Source organism: Methylobacillus flagellatus KT (assembly GCF_000013705.1).
GTDB classification, from domain to species: Bacteria; Pseudomonadota; Gammaproteobacteria; order Burkholderiales; family Methylophilaceae; genus Methylobacillus; species Methylobacillus flagellatus.
Map to the genome: position 1 here is coordinate 2,483,005 of NC_007947.1, position 15,735 is coordinate 2,498,739.

General features: G+C 55.5%; 22 protein-coding genes. 2 read left to right on the forward strand and 20 right to left on the reverse strand.

The window, feature by feature from the left end; translation table 11 throughout:
* Positions 1-23: 23 nt before the first annotated feature.
* Positions 24-470 (reverse strand): GatB/YqeY domain-containing protein, encoded by a 447-nt coding sequence (locus MFLA_RS11875; protein ID WP_011480544.1) that lies wholly within the window; start codon positions 468-470, stop codon positions 24-26.
* 18 nt (positions 471-488) lie between these two features.
* On the reverse strand, positions 489-701 hold the full coding sequence (rpsU, locus tag MFLA_RS11880) for a 30S ribosomal protein S21 (protein ID WP_011480545.1): 213 nt from the start codon (positions 699-701) through the stop codon (positions 489-491).
* 86 nt (positions 702-787) lie between these two features.
* Between rpsU and tsaD the strand changes: the two genes are divergently transcribed.
* Complete coding sequence (gene tsaD / locus MFLA_RS11885) at positions 788-1,807, forward strand: tRNA (adenosine(37)-N6)-threonylcarbamoyltransferase complex transferase subunit TsaD (RefSeq protein ID WP_011480546.1); 1,020 nt, start codon at positions 788-790, stop codon at positions 1,805-1,807.
* 18 nt (positions 1,808-1,825) lie between these two features.
* On the opposite strand, the gene plsY is transcribed toward tsaD, so the two are convergent.
* A complete protein-coding gene (gene plsY, locus MFLA_RS11890) occupies positions 1,826-2,416 on the reverse strand; it encodes a glycerol-3-phosphate 1-O-acyltransferase PlsY (RefSeq protein WP_011480547.1) in 591 nt (196 codons plus the stop codon).
* A gap of 69 nt (positions 2,417-2,485) precedes the next feature.
* On the opposite strand from plsY, the gene folB reads away from it, so the two are divergent.
* A complete protein-coding gene (folB, locus tag MFLA_RS11895; protein WP_011480548.1) occupies positions 2,486-2,860 on the forward strand; it encodes a dihydroneopterin aldolase in 375 nt (124 codons plus the stop codon).
* Between the two features lie 153 nt (positions 2,861-3,013).
* Here folB and xerD read toward each other — a convergent pair whose 3' ends face one another.
* From xerD to mgrA, 17 genes are all read right to left on the reverse strand, one after another.
* Complete coding sequence (gene xerD, locus MFLA_RS11900; RefSeq protein ID WP_048811726.1) at positions 3,014-3,907, reverse strand: site-specific tyrosine recombinase XerD; 894 nt, start codon at positions 3,905-3,907, stop codon at positions 3,014-3,016.
* The gene (locus MFLA_RS11905; RefSeq protein WP_048811727.1) at positions 3,894-4,382 is read right to left on the reverse strand and encodes a methylated-DNA--[protein]-cysteine S-methyltransferase; all 489 of its coding nucleotides are present in this window, start codon (positions 4,380-4,382) and stop codon (positions 3,894-3,896) included. Before MFLA_RS11905 ends, xerD begins: the two co-directional genes overlap by 14 nt.
* Before the next feature lie 111 nt (positions 4,383-4,493).
* Positions 4,494-4,883 (reverse strand): 50S ribosomal protein L19, encoded by a 390-nt coding sequence (rplS, locus tag MFLA_RS11910; RefSeq protein WP_011480551.1) that lies wholly within the window; start codon positions 4,881-4,883, stop codon positions 4,494-4,496.
* 13 nt (positions 4,884-4,896) lie between these two features.
* Positions 4,897-5,691: a tRNA (guanosine(37)-N1)-methyltransferase TrmD gene (gene trmD / locus MFLA_RS11915; protein ID WP_011480552.1), complete on the reverse strand. Its 795-nt coding sequence runs from the start codon at positions 5,689-5,691 to the stop codon at positions 4,897-4,899.
* Positions 5,688-6,182 (reverse strand): ribosome maturation factor RimM, encoded by a 495-nt coding sequence (rimM, locus tag MFLA_RS11920; RefSeq protein ID WP_011480553.1) that lies wholly within the window; start codon positions 6,180-6,182, stop codon positions 5,688-5,690. Before rimM ends, trmD begins: the two co-directional genes overlap by 4 nt.
* A gap of 54 nt (positions 6,183-6,236) precedes the next feature.
* Positions 6,237-6,485: a 30S ribosomal protein S16 gene (gene rpsP, locus MFLA_RS14695; protein WP_011480554.1), complete on the reverse strand. Its 249-nt coding sequence runs from the start codon at positions 6,483-6,485 to the stop codon at positions 6,237-6,239.
* 71 nt (positions 6,486-6,556) lie between these two features.
* Positions 6,557-7,246: a 7-cyano-7-deazaguanine synthase QueC gene (queC, locus tag MFLA_RS11930; protein WP_011480555.1), complete on the reverse strand. Its 690-nt coding sequence runs from the start codon at positions 7,244-7,246 to the stop codon at positions 6,557-6,559.
* Positions 7,247-7,291: 45 nt separating this feature from the next.
* Positions 7,292-7,930 (reverse strand): 7-carboxy-7-deazaguanine synthase QueE, encoded by a 639-nt coding sequence (queE, locus tag MFLA_RS11935; protein ID WP_011480556.1) that lies wholly within the window; start codon positions 7,928-7,930, stop codon positions 7,292-7,294.
* Positions 7,931-7,938: 8 nt separating this feature from the next.
* A complete protein-coding gene (locus MFLA_RS11940) occupies positions 7,939-8,763 on the reverse strand; it encodes a YbgF trimerization domain-containing protein (protein WP_011480557.1) in 825 nt (274 codons plus the stop codon).
* A gap of 3 nt (positions 8,764-8,766) precedes the next feature.
* Entirely contained in the window at positions 8,767-9,309 is a 543-nt protein-coding gene (gene pal / locus MFLA_RS11945; RefSeq protein WP_011480558.1) for a peptidoglycan-associated lipoprotein Pal, read from the reverse strand.
* Between the two features lie 139 nt (positions 9,310-9,448).
* Positions 9,449-10,750, reverse strand: coding sequence for a Tol-Pal system beta propeller repeat protein TolB (gene tolB / locus MFLA_RS11950; protein ID WP_048811729.1), 1,302 nt, complete (start codon positions 10,748-10,750; stop codon positions 9,449-9,451).
* Between the two features lie 127 nt (positions 10,751-10,877).
* The gene (locus MFLA_RS11955) at positions 10,878-11,708 is read right to left on the reverse strand and encodes an energy transducer TonB (RefSeq protein WP_011480560.1); all 831 of its coding nucleotides are present in this window, start codon (positions 11,706-11,708) and stop codon (positions 10,878-10,880) included.
* 3 nt (positions 11,709-11,711) lie between these two features.
* The gene (locus MFLA_RS11960) at positions 11,712-12,098 is read right to left on the reverse strand and encodes a biopolymer transporter ExbD (RefSeq protein WP_011480561.1); all 387 of its coding nucleotides are present in this window, start codon (positions 12,096-12,098) and stop codon (positions 11,712-11,714) included.
* Between the two features lie 10 nt (positions 12,099-12,108).
* The gene (gene tolQ / locus MFLA_RS11965; protein ID WP_011480562.1) at positions 12,109-12,783 is read right to left on the reverse strand and encodes a protein TolQ; all 675 of its coding nucleotides are present in this window, start codon (positions 12,781-12,783) and stop codon (positions 12,109-12,111) included.
* 20 nt (positions 12,784-12,803) lie between these two features.
* A complete protein-coding gene (gene ybgC / locus MFLA_RS11970) occupies positions 12,804-13,214 on the reverse strand; it encodes a tol-pal system-associated acyl-CoA thioesterase (RefSeq protein ID WP_011480563.1) in 411 nt (136 codons plus the stop codon).
* Positions 13,211-14,248: a Holliday junction branch migration DNA helicase RuvB gene (gene ruvB, locus MFLA_RS11975; protein ID WP_011480564.1), complete on the reverse strand. Its 1,038-nt coding sequence runs from the start codon at positions 14,246-14,248 to the stop codon at positions 13,211-13,213. The genes ybgC and ruvB overlap by 4 nt, the downstream gene beginning before the upstream one ends.
* Positions 14,249-14,667: 419 nt before the next feature.
* The gene (gene mgrA / locus MFLA_RS11980) at positions 14,668-15,708 is read right to left on the reverse strand and encodes an L-glyceraldehyde 3-phosphate reductase (RefSeq protein ID WP_011480565.1); all 1,041 of its coding nucleotides are present in this window, start codon (positions 15,706-15,708) and stop codon (positions 14,668-14,670) included.
* Between the last annotated feature and the right edge of the window lie 27 nt (positions 15,709-15,735).

Genomic DNA, 15,735 nt, shown 5'->3' on the forward strand with positions numbered 1-15,735 from the left:
TTTCAACATCGTCAAGCTTCAGTTCACGCAGCAAGTTTGGACTTGATCAATCCTGAAATCTTGCCCATATCGGCACGCCCCACCACTTTGGGCTTGATCGCAGCCATTACCTTGCTCATATCCTTGATGCTGGCAGCGCCGGTTTCAGCAATCACATCATCCAGGATGGCATTCACCTCTTCCTCGGACAATGCTTCAGGCAAATAGGTTTTCAGCACGGTCACTTCAAACTTCTCTACATCCGCCAGATCATGCCGGTTGGCAGCCTCATACTGAGCGATCGAGTCTCTACGCTGCTTGAGCATCTTCTCGATCGCCTCAATCACCTGGCCATCATCCAGCTCGATACGCTCATCCACCTCGCGCTGCTTGATCGCCGCCTGTAAAAGACGAATAGCCCCGAGGCGCGCACTATCCTTTGCACGCATCGCGGCTTTCATATCCTCGGCGATTCTCGCCTTAATTGTCACAGCAACCCTACCTTAGGCTTAGTAAAGCTTGGTAGGCAGAGTCTGGCTGCGGATACGGCGGTAGTGACGCTTAACAGCAGCAGCAGCCTTACGCTTGCGCTCCCATGTAGGCTTTTCATAGTACTCACGAGCGCGCAAGTCGGTCAGAAGGCCAGTTTTTTCAATCATGCGCTTGAAACGGCGCAGAGCCACATCAAACGGCTCGTTCTCTTTTACACGTACGCTAGACATTTAAATCACTTTACCTTTGAGAAAGGGTGAAAAAGTTTGCTATTCTAGCGCCTCATTATTGATTTATCAACATTATCCTGAAACTTATGTTAATTCTTGGCATTGAATCTTCCTGCGATGAAACCGGCCTAGCCTTGTACGACACGGAACGAGGCTTGCTCGCCCATGCATTGCACTCCCAGATCGACATGCATGCCGCATACGGCGGCGTGGTGCCAGAATTAGCTTCCCGCGACCATATTCGCCGGACATTACCACTGACCCAGCATGTATTGGAGCAAGCAGGAAAATCATTGGCCGACCTGGATGGCATCGCCTACACCCAGGGGCCTGGCCTCTCGGGCGCCCTGCTGGTCGGCACCAGCATTGCCGAATCCCTGGCATTCAGCCTCGACCTTCCGACCATCGGCGTCCACCATCTCGAAGGCCATTTACTCGCCCCGTTGCTTGAGCCCGATCCACCGGCATTTCCATTCGTAGCCTTGTTGGTATCAGGCGGACATACCCAACTTATGCGCGTGTCCGCGATCGGCGACTATGAGTTGCTGGGCGACACCCTGGACGATGCCGCCGGGGAAGCGTTCGACAAAACCGCCAAGCTGCTCGGCCTCAGCTACCCCGGCGGCCCCGCGGTTTCGAGGCTGGCAAACCAGGGACAGCCCGGTGCCTGTCAATTGCCTCGCCCCATGCTGAACAGCGGGGACCTCAATTTCAGCTTCAGCGGCCTCAAGACGGCGGTGCTCACACTGGTCAACCAATATGGCGACGCACTCGACGAAACTGCGCGCGCCAATATTGCCTACGAATTTCAGGAAGCCGTCACGGAAGTACTCACCAAGAAATGCATGGCCGCCCTGCGCAACACCGGTTTAAATCAATTAATCGTCTCGGGCGGAGTAGGCGCCAATGCCCGGCTGCGCGAACGCCTCAATATGGCAGCCAAGCGCAGGCAATACCAAGTGCATTATCCGAGGCTGGAATTCTGTACCGACAATGGCGCCATGATCGCATTTGCTGGCGCCATGCGCATGCAACACGCCAAGCAAGGCAACCACAGCTTCACCGTGCGGCCGCGCTGGGACCTGGCGGAACTGAACAAGCCGTAAAAAACGCGCTTAGCGCACTCAGGACTTCTTGCCGAATCCAGCCTCACTGCCATCCAGCAATTTGCGAATATTGCTGCGGTGGCGCCAGATCAACAATAACGACAGCACAAACACGACAATGATGTAGCCAATCTGTGGCAGCAGGAGCCAGGCAAAACCAGGTGCCAAGGCTGCGGCAGTCAACGCGGCCAATGATGAAAAACGCGTCAATGCAAATACCACAATCCAGCTCAGCAAGGCTAGGCCTGCCAACAGCGGGGAGAATGCCAGCAATACGCCTAATGCGGTTGCCACACCCTTGCCGCCCTTGAAGCGGTAGAACACCGGATACAAGTGCCCCAGGAATACCGCCACTGCAACCCAGCACACCACCCCCACCGGCAGCGCATAGTATTGTGCAAGCCAAACCGGCAGCCAGCCCTTGGCCGCATCCCCCAGTAATGTCAGCAAGGCAGCCAGCTTCTTGCCGCTGCGCAATACGTTAGTCGCACCGGGATTTCCCGAGCCGACGGTACGTGGATCCGGCAGGCCGAAGGCTTTGCTCACCAAGATACCGAAAGAAATTGAGCCGAGCAGGTAGGCGGCGATGACGAAAACTGCGTTATTCATAAGGATTGGATTAAAATTGCGTTGCCGTATTCTATCAGCCCTCAAGCCCTAAAGCAGGATCCCGCCCATATGGATATTATTTTTCTCAGCGAAGTCAAGGTACAAACCCATCTCGGCGTGCCCGACTGGGAACGCCTCGCAGCGCAAACGATCATCCTTGACATTGAAATTGCCATGCCCGACAGCAGCTCCTGCCAGACCGACGACATCAGCGACACCATCGATTACGGCGTAGTCGTCTCGCGCATTCGAGAAACACTGGCAGAGCGCTCATTCAAGCTGGTCGAAGCACTGGCAGAACATGTCTGCCAACTCATCATGCATGAATTCGGTGCCCCCTGGGTCAAGCTGCGCGTCGCCAAACCTGGCATATTGCCTGGGCTGAAAGCGTTGGGAGTGGTGATAGAGCGGGGAGAAAAACTGCCTCATGGCAACCATCCATGAACAACCAGGACTGCCTGCGGCTTTACACAGACAACAAACACCCAATACCGGATCGCGTGATCCACTAAGTATTTAAATGTATCTGTAGCATCCGCTGCCTAATGACAGCGGACATGGATTTTGGTCGCCAATACATCATTCAGGCCGCGGTTATCATCCTCGTGGATGATGTTGTTGATGCAATCGCTTCAAGCGCTCGCGCGCGACATGGGTATAAATCTGCGTAGTGGAGATGTCTGCATGACCCAGCAGCATCTGCACCACGCGCAGGTCGGCGCCGTGGTTAAGTAGGTGAGTGGCAAAGGCATGGCGCAGTACGTGGGGAGACAGGGAAGCCTGGATACCGGCAATGGCGGCATACCGCTTGATAAGATACCAGAATGCCTGGCGCGTCATACCCTCGCCACGCTGAGTCACGAACAGGTGGTCACTCAGGCGCTGCTGCAAGATTGATGGCCGACCTTCCTGCAGGTAGCGTGCCAACCACTCCACCGCTTGCTCACCCAGCGGCACCAGCCGCGTCTTGCTGCCCTTGCCTGTGATGCGAACCACACCATCCGTCAGACTCAATTCGGTAACATGCATGCCGACGAGCTCGGAAACCCGCAATCCTGTCGCATAGAGCGTTTCCAGCATGGCGCGGTCGCGCAAGCCGAGATTGGTATTGGTATCAGGCGCATTGATCAATCGCTCTACCTCATCCTCACTCAGGCTCTTGGGCAGGGAGCGCGGAAGTTTCGGCGATTCGATGTGAATACTCGGATCTGCGCTGATATAGGACTCACGCAAGGCGAAGCGGTAAAATCTGCGCAGGCTGGCAACCAGGCGGCTGATGCTACGCGGCTGGCTTTGTGGAAAGCGGAACGCGATGAAGCCCTGGATATCCTCCGGGCCAGCCTCCAACATAGCCCTGCGCCTGGTCTGTTGCAGCCAGGCGGCAAATGCAGCCAGATCCTGGCGATAACTGGTCAAGGTATTCTTTGCCAAGCCGTCTTCCAGCCATAAATGGTCGATGAAATTGTCTAGCAGTGCATCAATGGTATCCATCGGCCCGCTCGTGCTGCAGCAACCAGCGCTTGATCTCCAGACCCTTGACATCTCCCTGCATGAATCCGCCCAGACCCCCTTTGGCGACGATGCGATGGCAGGGAATCACCAAGGTCAGGTGATTGGCGCCGCAGGCATTGGCAACCGCACGCGGACCAGACTTCACCCGCTCCGCCAGGTCTCCATATGTCCACGCCTGGCCAAGCGGAATCGTGGACATCACCTGCCACACCCGCTTCTGAAACAAGGTGCCCTGTAGCAGGTAAGGAAAATCAAGCGGCGAGGCAGCATCTTGCAGATATTGCCCGACTTGCCGGGCGACATGCTGAACGAAAGGATTGGCGCTGCAAAATGCCCGCTGCTGTTCGGAAAGCAGGCGTATGCCCGTCACGTAATCGTTTGACACATGGATCCCTATCGCACCGAACGGCGCTGTGACGACGGCATCGAAGGAAGGGGGTGGTTTGATCTCCATATAGCGATGATAGAACAAAACAGCACGATCACAAACGTGATCCCACAGGATCAGCGAAAATGAAAAAGCCCCGGATGCCGGGGCTTTTGTACACTGCCAACAAGCAAGTGCTTATTCTGCGCTGCTTGTTTCCTTTGGAGCGCGCAGTTGCAGCTTTTCCTTGATGCGAGCGGACTTGCCTGAGCGCTCGCGCAAGTAGTAGAGCTTGCTGCGGCGTACGTCACCACGGCGCTTCACTTCGATGCTGGCGATCAGCGGGGAGTAGGTTTGGAAAGTACGTTCCACGCCTTCTCCGGACGAGATTTTACGTACGATGAAGGAGGAATTCAGGCCACGGTTGCGAATTGCAATTACAACACCTTCGTATGCCTGCACACGCTTACGTGTACCTTCAACCACATTCACACCGACGACGACAGTGTCGCCAGGAGCGAAAGAAGGGATGGTCTTGCCGAGGCGGGCAATTTCTTCCTGTTCCAGTTGCTTGATGATATCAGCCATGTCTTGCTTCCTTTTAGTTATGGGAATCTTGTTCCTGCTCTATTTCCATGAGCAGCCGAGATTCCTCTTTCGTCAACGGCCTTGCGGCCAATAAATCCGGGCGCCTGGCCCGGGTTCGCGCCAGCGATTGCTTCAACCGCCAACGCTTGATCTTTGCATGGTTACCAGAAAGCAATACTTCCGGCACCTTCTGCCCCGCGTACACCTCTGGCCGGGTGTAATGCGGGCAATCCAACAAACCATCGGCAAAGGAGTCTTCCTCTGCCGACCCGGCATCGCCCAGGCTACCGGGCAACTGCCTGATAATCGCATCCAGTATCGCCATGGCGGGAATTTCACCGCCAGACAACACATAGTCGCCGATCGAATATTCTTCATCCACCAGCGTGGACAGCAAACGCTCATCTACACCTTCATACCGACTTGCCAGTAATATCAGGCCGGGTACATCCTTCAACTGCATCACGTGCTCATGCTTGAGCGGGACGCCCTGCGGGGAGAGGTGGATGACTCGCGGGTTCTCCACACCGCGTGACTGCTGGCGGACTTTCGCCGCCGCAATCGCCTTTTCCAACGGTTCAGCCAGCATCACCATGCCGGGGCCGCCACCGTATGGCCTATCGTCGATGGTGCGATAATTGTCGGTTGTGAAATCCCTGGGGTTCCACAACGCCAGCTCATAAATACCGCGTTCCTGAGCCCGGGCGCTGATACCAAACTTTGTCAGCGCATCGAACATTTCCGGGAACAAGGTCACCACGTCAAATTGCCTGGCACACCTTTCCTGCAGATGACTGGCCTCGCTCAAAACTCCGGATCCCAATCCACCAGCATCGTCTTGCCGTCGGTATCCACTTCCAGTACAACCTGGCCGATAAACGGCACCAACCGCTCACGGTCACCCTTCACCACTAAGACATCATTGGCACCGGTAGCAAATACATCGACCACCTGGCCGAAATCCACCTCTTGTTGGTTGCGTACCTGCAGACCGATCAGGTCGGACCAGTAATATTCACCCTCTTCAGGCTCCGGCAACTCATCCCGATACACGGCAACATACATGCCCTTGCAGGAAAATGCCTGGTCGCGATCATCAATACCTTGGAGCTTGACCAGCAACAAATCGTTATGCACCTTGGCCTTTTCGACCTCGCATGACTGCCATTGCTCAGGTTGCTTCGGATCGCCACGCCCCAGCATCCAACGGCCATAATCAAACAGGCTGTCGACATACTCGGTAGCCGGCTGGACCTTGACCCAGCCATAAACGCCATAAGGGGCGACGATGCGCCCCATAATGACCAATTCACTCACAATTTGCACGAACCGCCTTCACAGCGGCTTTTCAAATCAAGCAGACTTTTGCGCTTGCTTAACCAAGCGGGCAACCGTATCAGACAGCTGAGCACCGTTATCACGCCAGTGAGCAATACGCTCGTTGTTCAGGCGCAAACCTTCTTGACCTTCTTTCGCCAGCGGATTGTAGAAGCCCACACGCTCAATGAAGCGACCATCACGACGGTTACGGGAATCAGCGACGACAACGCTATAAAAAGGAGTTTTCTTCGCGCCACCGCGGGCGAGACGAATAATCACCATAATCTTGTTCTCTTTGGATTGGACTGAAAGGCGCGGATTTTACGTTATTTTTTATGGTCTTGGCAAGTAAATCATCTAATACCTGCCGTCGGCGCATACCGAGTGGGGTCGGCCAATCCTGCTGCAACAAAGCCCTGGCGCCGCAAGCGACAAGAATCGCATACGCCACATGCCCGGCCCTCGTCATCCGCCTGGTAACAGGAAACAGTCAAACTGTAATCGACACCAAGGGAAGTACCCTGGGTCACGATATCAGCCTTGGTCATATCAATCAGCGGCGCATGGATGGCGATTGTTCGCCCCTCCACTGCACTCTTGGTCGCAAGATTCGCCATGGCCTGGAAAGCGTGCACATACTCTCCACGGCAGTCAGGATAGCCGGAATAATCCAGGGCATTCACGCCAATGAAGATATCCCGCGCCTCCAGCACCTCAGCCCATGCCAGCGCCAGGGACAGCATGATCGTGTTGCGGGCAGGCACGTAGGTTACAGGAATGCCTTCGCTAGGCACTTCCGGCACTGCAATCGAGGCATCGGTCAGCGCAGAGCCGCCGAACACCGACAGATCAAGCTTCACAGTACGATGCATTACGGCACCAAGCGCTTTGGTGACGCGATCGGCAGCTTGCAGCTCGGCGCGATGCCGCTGCTGGTAATCCAGGCTAAGACAATAGACGTCATAGCCCTGATGGCGTGCTATGGCTAGTACAGTGGCAGAGTCCAGGCCGCCCGACAACAGCACTACGGCTTTCTTGCTCATATATATTGGTTCCAGTGACTACCGCATGGATTGCGGTCAGAAATTCTATTTCCCGGGTGTCTCACCCCAGAGTATTTTGTGCAACTGCACCTGCATACGCACAGGTAGCCTATCCTCCAGTACCCAGTCGGCCAGATCAGCAGGCTTTACCTGGCTATACACCGGTGAGAAAATCACTGCACATTTTTCATTTAACGCGTGCTCGGCAAGCAATTGCTTGGCCCATTCGTAATCTGCGCGGCTGCACAGCACAATCTTGACTTCATCATTGGGCTTGAGCCGTGACAGATTATCCCAGTGGTTTTTGGCAACCTCGCCAGAATCCGGTGTCTTGATGTCGAGGATGATCGCCACCCTCTCATCCACGCCATCCGTGGCAATCGCGCCACCAGTTTCCAATGACACCTCATAGCCGGCATCGCACAACTGCCGCAACAACTCGAGACAGTGCTTTTTCTGTGCCAGTGGCTCTCCCCCAGTCACACAAACATAGCGCGCACCATAACTTGCGACTTGTTCCATGATCTGGTCCAGGGTCATATTGCTCCCACCCTTGAATGCATACTCAGTATCGCAATAAACACAGCGCATTGGGCAGCCGGTCAGGCGTACGAAAACGGTAGGCAGACCTACACGTGACGACTCCCCTTGCAGGGAGTGGAAAATTTCATGGATACGAAGCACGGAGAAAACTATCTGGACTTGATTGAGTCCAGCACATTGAGTCGACGCTTGGCGCTTGGCGCCAGCTCATGGTCAGGGAATTTATCCAACAACTCACGTAATGTTTTTTTTGCACCATCCACATCTGACAGCTGGATCTGGCTATTGGCGATGCTAAACATGGCATCCGGCACCTTGTCGCTTTCCGGGTGTTGGGAAATAAGCTTCTGCTGAGTACTGATGGAAGCCTTATAGTTTTTCAACGAGAACTGTGCACTGCCCAAGCCGAGCAATGCATCAGGGACCAATGCTGACCTCGGGTAGGTCTGAAGGAATTTGCCATAGGCATCAAAAGCCTCTTTGAATTTTCCAGATGCGGCAAGTGCTCTCGCTGCTTCGAGATCTCGCGCTTCCGGATTATCGGCATTGTTGTTTGGACCAGCGGGCGCATGATTTCCATCAGCACCGCTCTGAACGGCAGACGGAACACCGCCTTCTTCCAGTTTACGCAAGCGACTATCAGTATCCGCATACAAATCGCGCTGACGCTGCTGCGTATTTTCAATGTTGTGATTGACAACCTCAAGCTCGCCCCTGAGGCGGCTGATTTCCTGATTGAGCCTATCTATCTGTGCCATTAAATCCAACATGCCCTGGCTTCTTGCTTCCAGGGCTTGCTGGCTTTTCTTCAACTCGGCCAATGCAGCTTGCGTTTCCTGATTCTGGGCTTGAACCTGCTCCTGTAAATCAGCGATTTTCTTTCTTGCCTCATCATCGCCGAACAGCGCTGCCTGCACCATGTGAGGCAGCGAGAGACAACCGACGACGACCAGAACCAGTAAACGCTGCATCATGAATTATTCGCCTTGATATACAAACTCTACGCGGCGGTCTTGCTGCCAGCAAGTGTCATCCACGCAAGAGGTATTGGCCTTTTCCTTGCCAAAACTCACGGTCTCGATCTGAGTGTCCTGCACGCCGAGCAAGTTCAGCACTTTCTTGACGGCCACGGCACGACGTTGTCCCAGCGACAAGTTGTATTCACGCGTACCACGTTCGTCAGTATTGCCTTGCAGGAATACCTTGGCACCACTGTTGGAGTTCAGGTATTGCGCATGAGCTTCTATTAACGGACGGAACTCCGCTTTGATCGCGTCGCTGTCAAAATCGAAATACACATTGCGCTTGGACAGGATGTTATTGGGGTCCTTCAATGGGTTGCTGGCCACGGAAGAATCAGACACACCGCTGGTGGCGGATTCGCTACTGCTCGTACTGCTTTGAACAGGAACTGGGCTTTTGTCTTCGACGGCAGCCTGTGGAGTTTCTTTCACAGCCTTGCTCGAGCAAGCGACCAACATGGCTGCAAGCAATACACTGATCACGATATTCTTGTTCACTTTATTCTCTCCTTTAAATTATGTAAGACATACCATCAATAAATTGTTACTACACAACAAAACTTGCTGATTACTGCAAAAGCAGGCAAGCAACACTCATCACGACTATTTCTACAGCAGCTTGCTTGCTAATTCAATTTTACTGACTGATGATCGGCCCCCAGGCAGGCTCTCGCACATCACCGCCACTTTCACTCAGACGTTGCTTGACCCGACCATCGGCAGATACAGCTGCAAGTGCGCCACGCCCGCCTACCCGTGTGGCATGCAGCAGCATGCGGCCATTTGGCGCAAAGCTGGGAGACTCATCCTTGGGACCATCACTCAACACCTGCACCTGTCCGGTCTGCAAATCCTGCAAAGCTACCCTGAACTGCCCACCGTCACGGCGGATATAAGCAAGAGACTTGCCATCCGGAGAGAGACGCGGACTCACCACATAACTGCCTTCGAACGTCATGCGGCTGGCTTCGCCACCACTGGAAGGCATGCGATAGATTTGAGGGCTGCCCCCACGATCCGAGGTAAAGTAGATATAGCGCCCATCTGGGGACCATGTCGGCTCAGTGTCGATCGCGGTTGTGCGCGTCAATTGTTGCAAGCCAGTGCCATCGGCATTGATGGAATATATCTGAGAATTGGCTGCATGGGTCAGTACAATCGCCAGGCGCTTTCCATCCGGCGACCATGCAGGCGCACTATTATTACCCTTGAAATTCGCCAAGACGGTGCGTTGCCCGGATACCAGGGATTGCACATAGATGATCGGTTTTTTCTTTTCGAACGAAACGTAAGCCAGCTTGGTACCATCAGGAGACCAGACGGGCGAAATAATGGGCTCTGCAGAAGAAACGACGGTCTGCGGGTTATACCCATCGGAATCCGCCACTTGCAGTGCATAGCGACCGCCTGATTTGCTGACATAGGCGATACGGGTAGCAAAGACACCCTGTTCGCCCGTCAGCTTCTGATAAATCACGTCGGCGATCTTGTGCGCAGTCAGGCGTAACTGGGACGGCGTGATATTGTATTCCATGCCTACGAGCTGGCTTTGCTTGTATACATCCAGCAGCCTAAAAGACACCTTGAGGCGATTGCCGGGCAGCGTTTCTATATTGCCGATGGTCAGGGCTTGCGCCTGGATTGCAGCCCAGTCCTGATAGTTAACCTGGCTGATATCACTTGGCTGATTGGCCACTCCGCGAGTCTCTAGTACGCGAAACAGTCCGCTACGGCGCAAATCGGCGCCTATGACGTTGGCAATCGTATCCTGCTGGCCGGGAATGACACCCTGCTGGGCAAAAGGCACGACCGCAATCGGAATTTGCTGGGCGGCACCACCCACAATTTCAACGGTAAGCGCACCATGGGCGGCGCCAGTCGCCATACCGAATGGCAGGAGAAAAGCGAAGAAACTGCGAAATAGGCGTAATTTATTCATGTGGATTTAGGGCAATAATACAGCGCAAAGTTCCCAGTGTCGATACATCCCGCATTCTATCAAACTCGCCTATAGACTTGCTATGGGCGCATGTTACTTCATGATGATTAAATGATAATGCTCATATTTAATTTTCCTCATTGGGACGGAATTTGAGCCTAAGGTCACGGAACTTCGAAAACAGGTCGGGCTGCGTCGGCACCGGTAAAGGCTGCGCCTGCAGGATCGCCCTTTCGATGGCTTCATCACATGCCGGCAGGCCGCTACTCTTCAATATGCGCGGCACGCCTATCACCTCTCCCGTGGGCATCAGGCTGATACCAACCTCGAGCTCCGGCTTGCCTGTCCCGCATAACTGGCGATTCACGTTACGTCTAATCTTGTCGCGAATTTGGCCCAGATACTTGTCAATTTCGCCCTGATTGGCCACATTGGCACCCAATTGTGTCGGCCCCTGCTTTTGCGCAGGCGCGGGCTGCGAACTTTCTTCCAGCAGCTCCTGCTGCAGCTTCTTCAGCTCATCCAGCTTGACCTTATCCTCTTTCTTGGGCACCGGCTTTTTGGGCTCGGGCTTCTTGGGGTCAGGTTTCTTCTCGGGCTTCTTCGGTTCCGGCTTTTTTTCTGGCTTTGGCGGCTTGGGCTTTTCCGGTTCCTTCTTCACCTGGATTTCTGCCTGTGGCTCCGGTGCGGGTTCCGGTTTTGGCTCAGGCTTGGGTTCGGGCTGCGGTGCCGGCTTAGGCTCAGGTGTTGGCGGCTCGGGAACAGGCTGGGGCTGCGGTGGCTTCACCACCGGATTGTCGGCAGGCAGGCTCTCCCAGAGCTCGACCTGGGCCACCATTACCGGCGGCTGCGTCTTCCATTCAAAAGACACCAGAAGCAGCGCCAGCAACAGCAGATGCACGAACAACGAAAGTGCAGCGGCACGCGCTTTATAGGGGTTTGCTCGACGTTTTTTCATGCATCAACTGGCTGGCTTAAGCAGAAGACCGACCTTGTACTGCTTGAGGCTGTCCATTAAGGTCACCACTTTGTCGTATTGCACGTTCTTGTCGGCAGCGATCACAATGGCGCGTTCCGGGTTCTTCTCGACCTGGGTCTTAACCTCAAACAACAGCTGGTCGCGTTCCATGACCTTGCCTTCGATCTCGGCGCGGCCATCCGCCTTGACGGTGATGACGATGGGCGCAGCGGCCTGCTTGAGCGTCTGCCCGACCTGCGGCAGCTCGACAATGCCGGGATTGGTCATGGGCGCCGTGACCATGAAGATCACCAGCAGCACTAGCGTCACGTCGATGTAGGGCACGACGTTGATCTGGTTCATCAGGCGGCGGGATTTGCGACGGCTCATCACAACCTCCTTATGCTTTGCGTTGCAGGATGTTGGTGAATTCTTCGATAAAGCTCTCGTAACGCACGGCCAGTCTGTCGGCCGAGGCGGTAAAGCGGTTGTAGGCAATCACGGCGGGAATCGCGGCAAACAGGCCGATCGCAGTAGCGACCAATGCTTCGGCAATCCCGGGCGCGACGTGGGAGAGGGTGGCCTGGGCCATATTGGCCAAGCCACGGAATGCGTTCATGATGCCCCACACGGTGCCGAACAAACCGATGTAAGGACTCACCGAGCCGACCGAAGCCAGGAAAGGTAGGTGGGAATCCAGCTCGTCCATCTCGCGGTTGTAGGCGGCGCGCATTGCGCGGCGCGCGCCCTCCGTCACGTCGCCGACATCCAGGCTTGGCTGGCGCTTGAGGCGAGCATATTCCTTGAAGCCGGCCTCGAAGATACTGGCAAGGCCCTGCGTGCTGCGCCGTCCCGATGTCACGCTCTCATAGAGCTGGTTGAGATCGCCACCCTTCCAGAATACGCGCTCGAACTCCTCGGCTTCATTATCTGCGCTGCGGATGGAGAAAAATTTGATGAAGATATACCACCAGGAGATCAGCGATGTGAGCAACAGCAATGCCATCACGATCTGCACAGGCACACTAGCGCCGCTGATCAGCGATATAAAGGACATGTCTTCAGTAGGATTCATTCAAACTCCATTGGGGTTGATCACGTAGGGTTGACCAGGTTGCGCACGGCAGGCGGGATGACGGCCGGCCTGAACTGCTCCGCATCGATGCAGACGATATCCACGGTAGCCTCTGTCAGCAATAGCTCGCCACGGTAGATCTTCTGCTCGAATTTCATGAGGCTGCGCCCAAGCTCCTCGAGCCGCGTCACCACTTCCAGCGCGTCATCGAAGCGCGCAGGACGGCGGTATTGTAGCGCAAGGCTGCGCACCACGAACAAGACCCCGAGATCATCCCTTAGTTCCGCCTGGCCAAACCCCAGGCTACGCAGGAACTCGGTGCGCGCACGCTCCATGAACTTGAGATAATTGGCGTGATAAACCACTCCGCCGCTATCGGTATCTTCGTAGTAAACCCTGACCGGCCAACGGAACTCCGTGCTTGCGCTCATTGCTGCCAGAGCTCTCCCGTCCCGATCTTGCCTGGTATGGCCAACCCGAAATGTTGGTAAGCCTGCTGCGTGGCGATGCGCCCGCGCGGGGTACGCATGAGGTAGCCTTGCTGGATCAGATACGGCTCGAGCACATCCTCGATGGTATCGCGCTCCTCTCCGATCGCGGCTGCGAGGTTATCCAGCCCCACCGGACCTCCGTCGAACTTCTCCAGCACGGCTAGCAACAGCTTGCGGTCCATGACATCGAAGCCGAGCTTGTCCACGTCAAGCATTTTCAGGGCAGCGTCGGCAATATCGGCGCTGACGACACCGTCGGACTTCACCTGGGCATAGTCGCGCACCCGGCGCAACAGGCGGTTGGCAATACGCGGCGTGCCGCGCGAACGGCGCGCGATTTCCAGCGCGCCCTCCTGCTGTATGGCAACTTCCAGCAACCCGGCGGAACGGTGAACGATGCGGGCTAGCTCGTCTGCAGTGTAGAACTCCAGGCGCGAAACGATGCCGAAACGGTCGCGCAAAGGGTTGGTCAGCATGCCGGCCCTGGTGGTCGCCCCCACCAAGGTGAAAGGAGGCAGATCGAGGCGCACCGAACGTGCAGCGGGGCCTTCGCCGATCATGATATCCAGCCGGTAATCTTCCATCGCTGGATAAAGTATTTCCTCCACGACCGGGGAAAGCCGGTGGATTTCATCGATAAACAAGACATCGTTGGGTTCAAGATTGGTGAGCAGCGCCGCAAGGTCGCCGGCGCGCTCCAGCACCGGGCCCGAGGTCTGGCGCATGTTGACGCCCATCTCCTTGGCGATGATATGCGCCAGCGTGGTCTTGCCCAGGCCCGGCGGCCCGAACAGCAGCACGTGATCCAGCGCCTCGGAACGGCCACGTGCGGCGTTGATGAAGATTTCCAGCTGGCCGCGCGCTTTTTCCTGGCCTACGTATTCATCCAGTACTTTAGGACGCAGGGCACACTCTAGCGCTTCTTCCTGCGTGCCTTGGGTGGATGGGGCGATTAAACGGTCGGTTTCTATCATTCAGGTTGGATTCTGCTTGGCAACGCTGCGCAGCTTCTGCGCGCAGCGGCATATGCGCATGATACAGAAAAGCCTGCGATTGTTCTCTACCTTGCAGGTCAAAAAACGTAAAAACCTTCCGGGACTTAACAACAGCCTGTTCACGATATTTTCATCAGGTACGTTGTCCCGGCAGGGCAAGTGATGCAAGGTGCAAACCATCAAGCGCGTGGATTTCACCGGGACATTACCCGAGGAATTGCAACGTCCCGGCCATTGCGCTGCCGAGACAACCCTATGGGCAAGGCCCCAACATGCATCCGGTCAAGGCGCAGTTCGCAGGTGATGCTGATTGCCTCGCCAAGGACTGCAACGCAGAACGGGCGCATGTTGGGGCCTTGCGTACCCGATGAAAATATCGTGAACAGGCTCTGGACTGGCTATTTCCAGTCGCTGGACGAACCGGCCCAGAGGTCGATGCCTCCTTCCTGGGCAAGAACATCTATCGCCGCCAGCTCTTCCGGCGTAAAGACAAGGTTCTGCAATGCGGCAACATTCTCGCGGATCTGCTGGCTATTGCTCGCGCCGATCAAGGTGGAGGTCACGCGTTCATCACGCAGTACCCAGGCCAGCGCCATTTGTGCGAGCGTTTGCCCACGCTGCAATGCAATCTCGTTGAGGCCACGAATACGCTTGAGGTTTTCCTCGCTCAAGTGGCTGGTAGGAATGGAGTTGCCGCCAGGACGGTTGATGCGCGCCTCCTGCGGAATGCCGTTGAGGTATTTGTCAGAGAGCAGCCCTTGGGCCAGCGCGGTAAAGGTGATGCAACCTATGCCTTCTTGCTGCAAGGTATCGAGCAGTCCGCGCTCTATCCAGCGGTTGAGCAGGTTGTAGGAGGGTTGATGGATCAGGCAAGGAATATTCCACTTGCGCAACAGCCTGGAGGCTTCCAGCGTTTTGGCAGGGGAGTAGGAGGAAATGCCGACATAGAGCGCCTTGCCCTGCTGCACAGCACTGGCGAGGGCGCCCATGGTTTCCTCTAGCGGCGTTTCCGCATCGAAGCGGTGGGAATAGAAAATATCCACATAGTCCAGCCCCATGCGCTGCAGACTTTGGTCCAGGCTCGCAAGCAGATATTTGCGCGAACCGCCGCCCTGCCCGTAAGGACCCGGCCACATGTCCCAGCCTGCCTTGGTGGAAATGATCAACTCGTCGCGGTAAGGCCGGAAATCCTGCCGGAATAACTGTCCGAAATTGGCTTCCGCGCTGCCATACGGCGGGCCATAGTTATTGGCAAGGTCGAAATGGGTGATGCCAAGGTCAAACGCAGTGCGCAACATGTCGCGCTGCACGGCGATACTGGTGTTATCGCCAAAATTGTGCCATAAGCCCAGCGACAGCAACGGCAGCTTGAGCCCGCTCTTGCCACAACGGCGGTACTGCATCTGTTCATAGCGATGTTCATCAGCCTGGTAAGTCATTCACTGCTCCTTCAATTCAAATGCATT

Bases quoted from the DNA above. Each gene is read 5' to 3' on its own strand.
- rpsU (WP_011480545.1), bottom strand. From the start codon at position 701: ATGTCTAGCGTACGTGTAAAAGAGAACGAGCCGTTTGATGTGGCTCTG.
- tsaD (WP_011480546.1), top strand. From the start codon at position 788: ATGTTAATTCTTGGCATTGAATCTTCCTGCGATGAAACCGGCCTAGCC.
- plsY (WP_011480547.1), bottom strand. From the start codon at position 2,416: ATGAATAACGCAGTTTTCGTCATCGCCGCCTACCTGCTCGGCTCAATT.
- folB (WP_011480548.1), top strand. From the start codon at position 2,486: ATGGATATTATTTTTCTCAGCGAAGTCAAGGTACAAACCCATCTCGGC.
- xerD (WP_048811726.1), bottom strand. From the start codon at position 3,907: ATGGATACCATTGATGCACTGCTAGACAATTTCATCGACCATTTATGG.
- MFLA_RS11905 (WP_048811727.1), bottom strand. From the start codon at position 4,382: ATGGAGATCAAACCACCCCCTTCCTTCGATGCCGTCGTCACAGCGCCG.
- rplS (WP_011480551.1), bottom strand. From the start codon at position 4,883: ATGGCTGATATCATCAAGCAACTGGAACAGGAAGAAATTGCCCGCCTC.
- rimM (WP_011480553.1), bottom strand. From the start codon at position 6,182: ATGGGGCGCATCGTCGCCCCTTATGGCGTTTATGGCTGGGTCAAGGTC.
- rpsP (WP_011480554.1), bottom strand. From the start codon at position 6,485: ATGGTGATTATTCGTCTCGCCCGCGGTGGCGCGAAGAAAACTCCTTTT.
- queC (WP_011480555.1), bottom strand. From the start codon at position 7,246: ATGAGCAAGAAAGCCGTAGTGCTGTTGTCGGGCGGCCTGGACTCTGCC.
- MFLA_RS11940 (WP_011480557.1), bottom strand. From the start codon at position 8,763: ATGATGCAGCGTTTACTGGTTCTGGTCGTCGTCGGTTGTCTCTCGCTG.
- tolB (WP_048811729.1), bottom strand. From the start codon at position 10,750: ATGAATAAATTACGCCTATTTCGCAGTTTCTTCGCTTTTCTCCTGCCA.
- MFLA_RS11955 (WP_011480560.1), bottom strand. From the start codon at position 11,708: ATGAAAAAACGTCGAGCAAACCCCTATAAAGCGCGTGCCGCTGCACTT.
- MFLA_RS11960 (WP_011480561.1), bottom strand. From the start codon at position 12,098: ATGAGCCGTCGCAAATCCCGCCGCCTGATGAACCAGATCAACGTCGTG.
- tolQ (WP_011480562.1), bottom strand. From the start codon at position 12,783: ATGAATCCTACTGAAGACATGTCCTTTATATCGCTGATCAGCGGCGCT.
- ybgC (WP_011480563.1), bottom strand. From the start codon at position 13,214: ATGAGCGCAAGCACGGAGTTCCGTTGGCCGGTCAGGGTTTACTACGAA.
- ruvB (WP_011480564.1), bottom strand. From the start codon at position 14,248: ATGATAGAAACCGACCGTTTAATCGCCCCATCCACCCAAGGCACGCAG.
- mgrA (WP_011480565.1), bottom strand. From the start codon at position 15,708: ATGACTTACCAGGCTGATGAACATCGCTATGAACAGATGCAGTACCGC.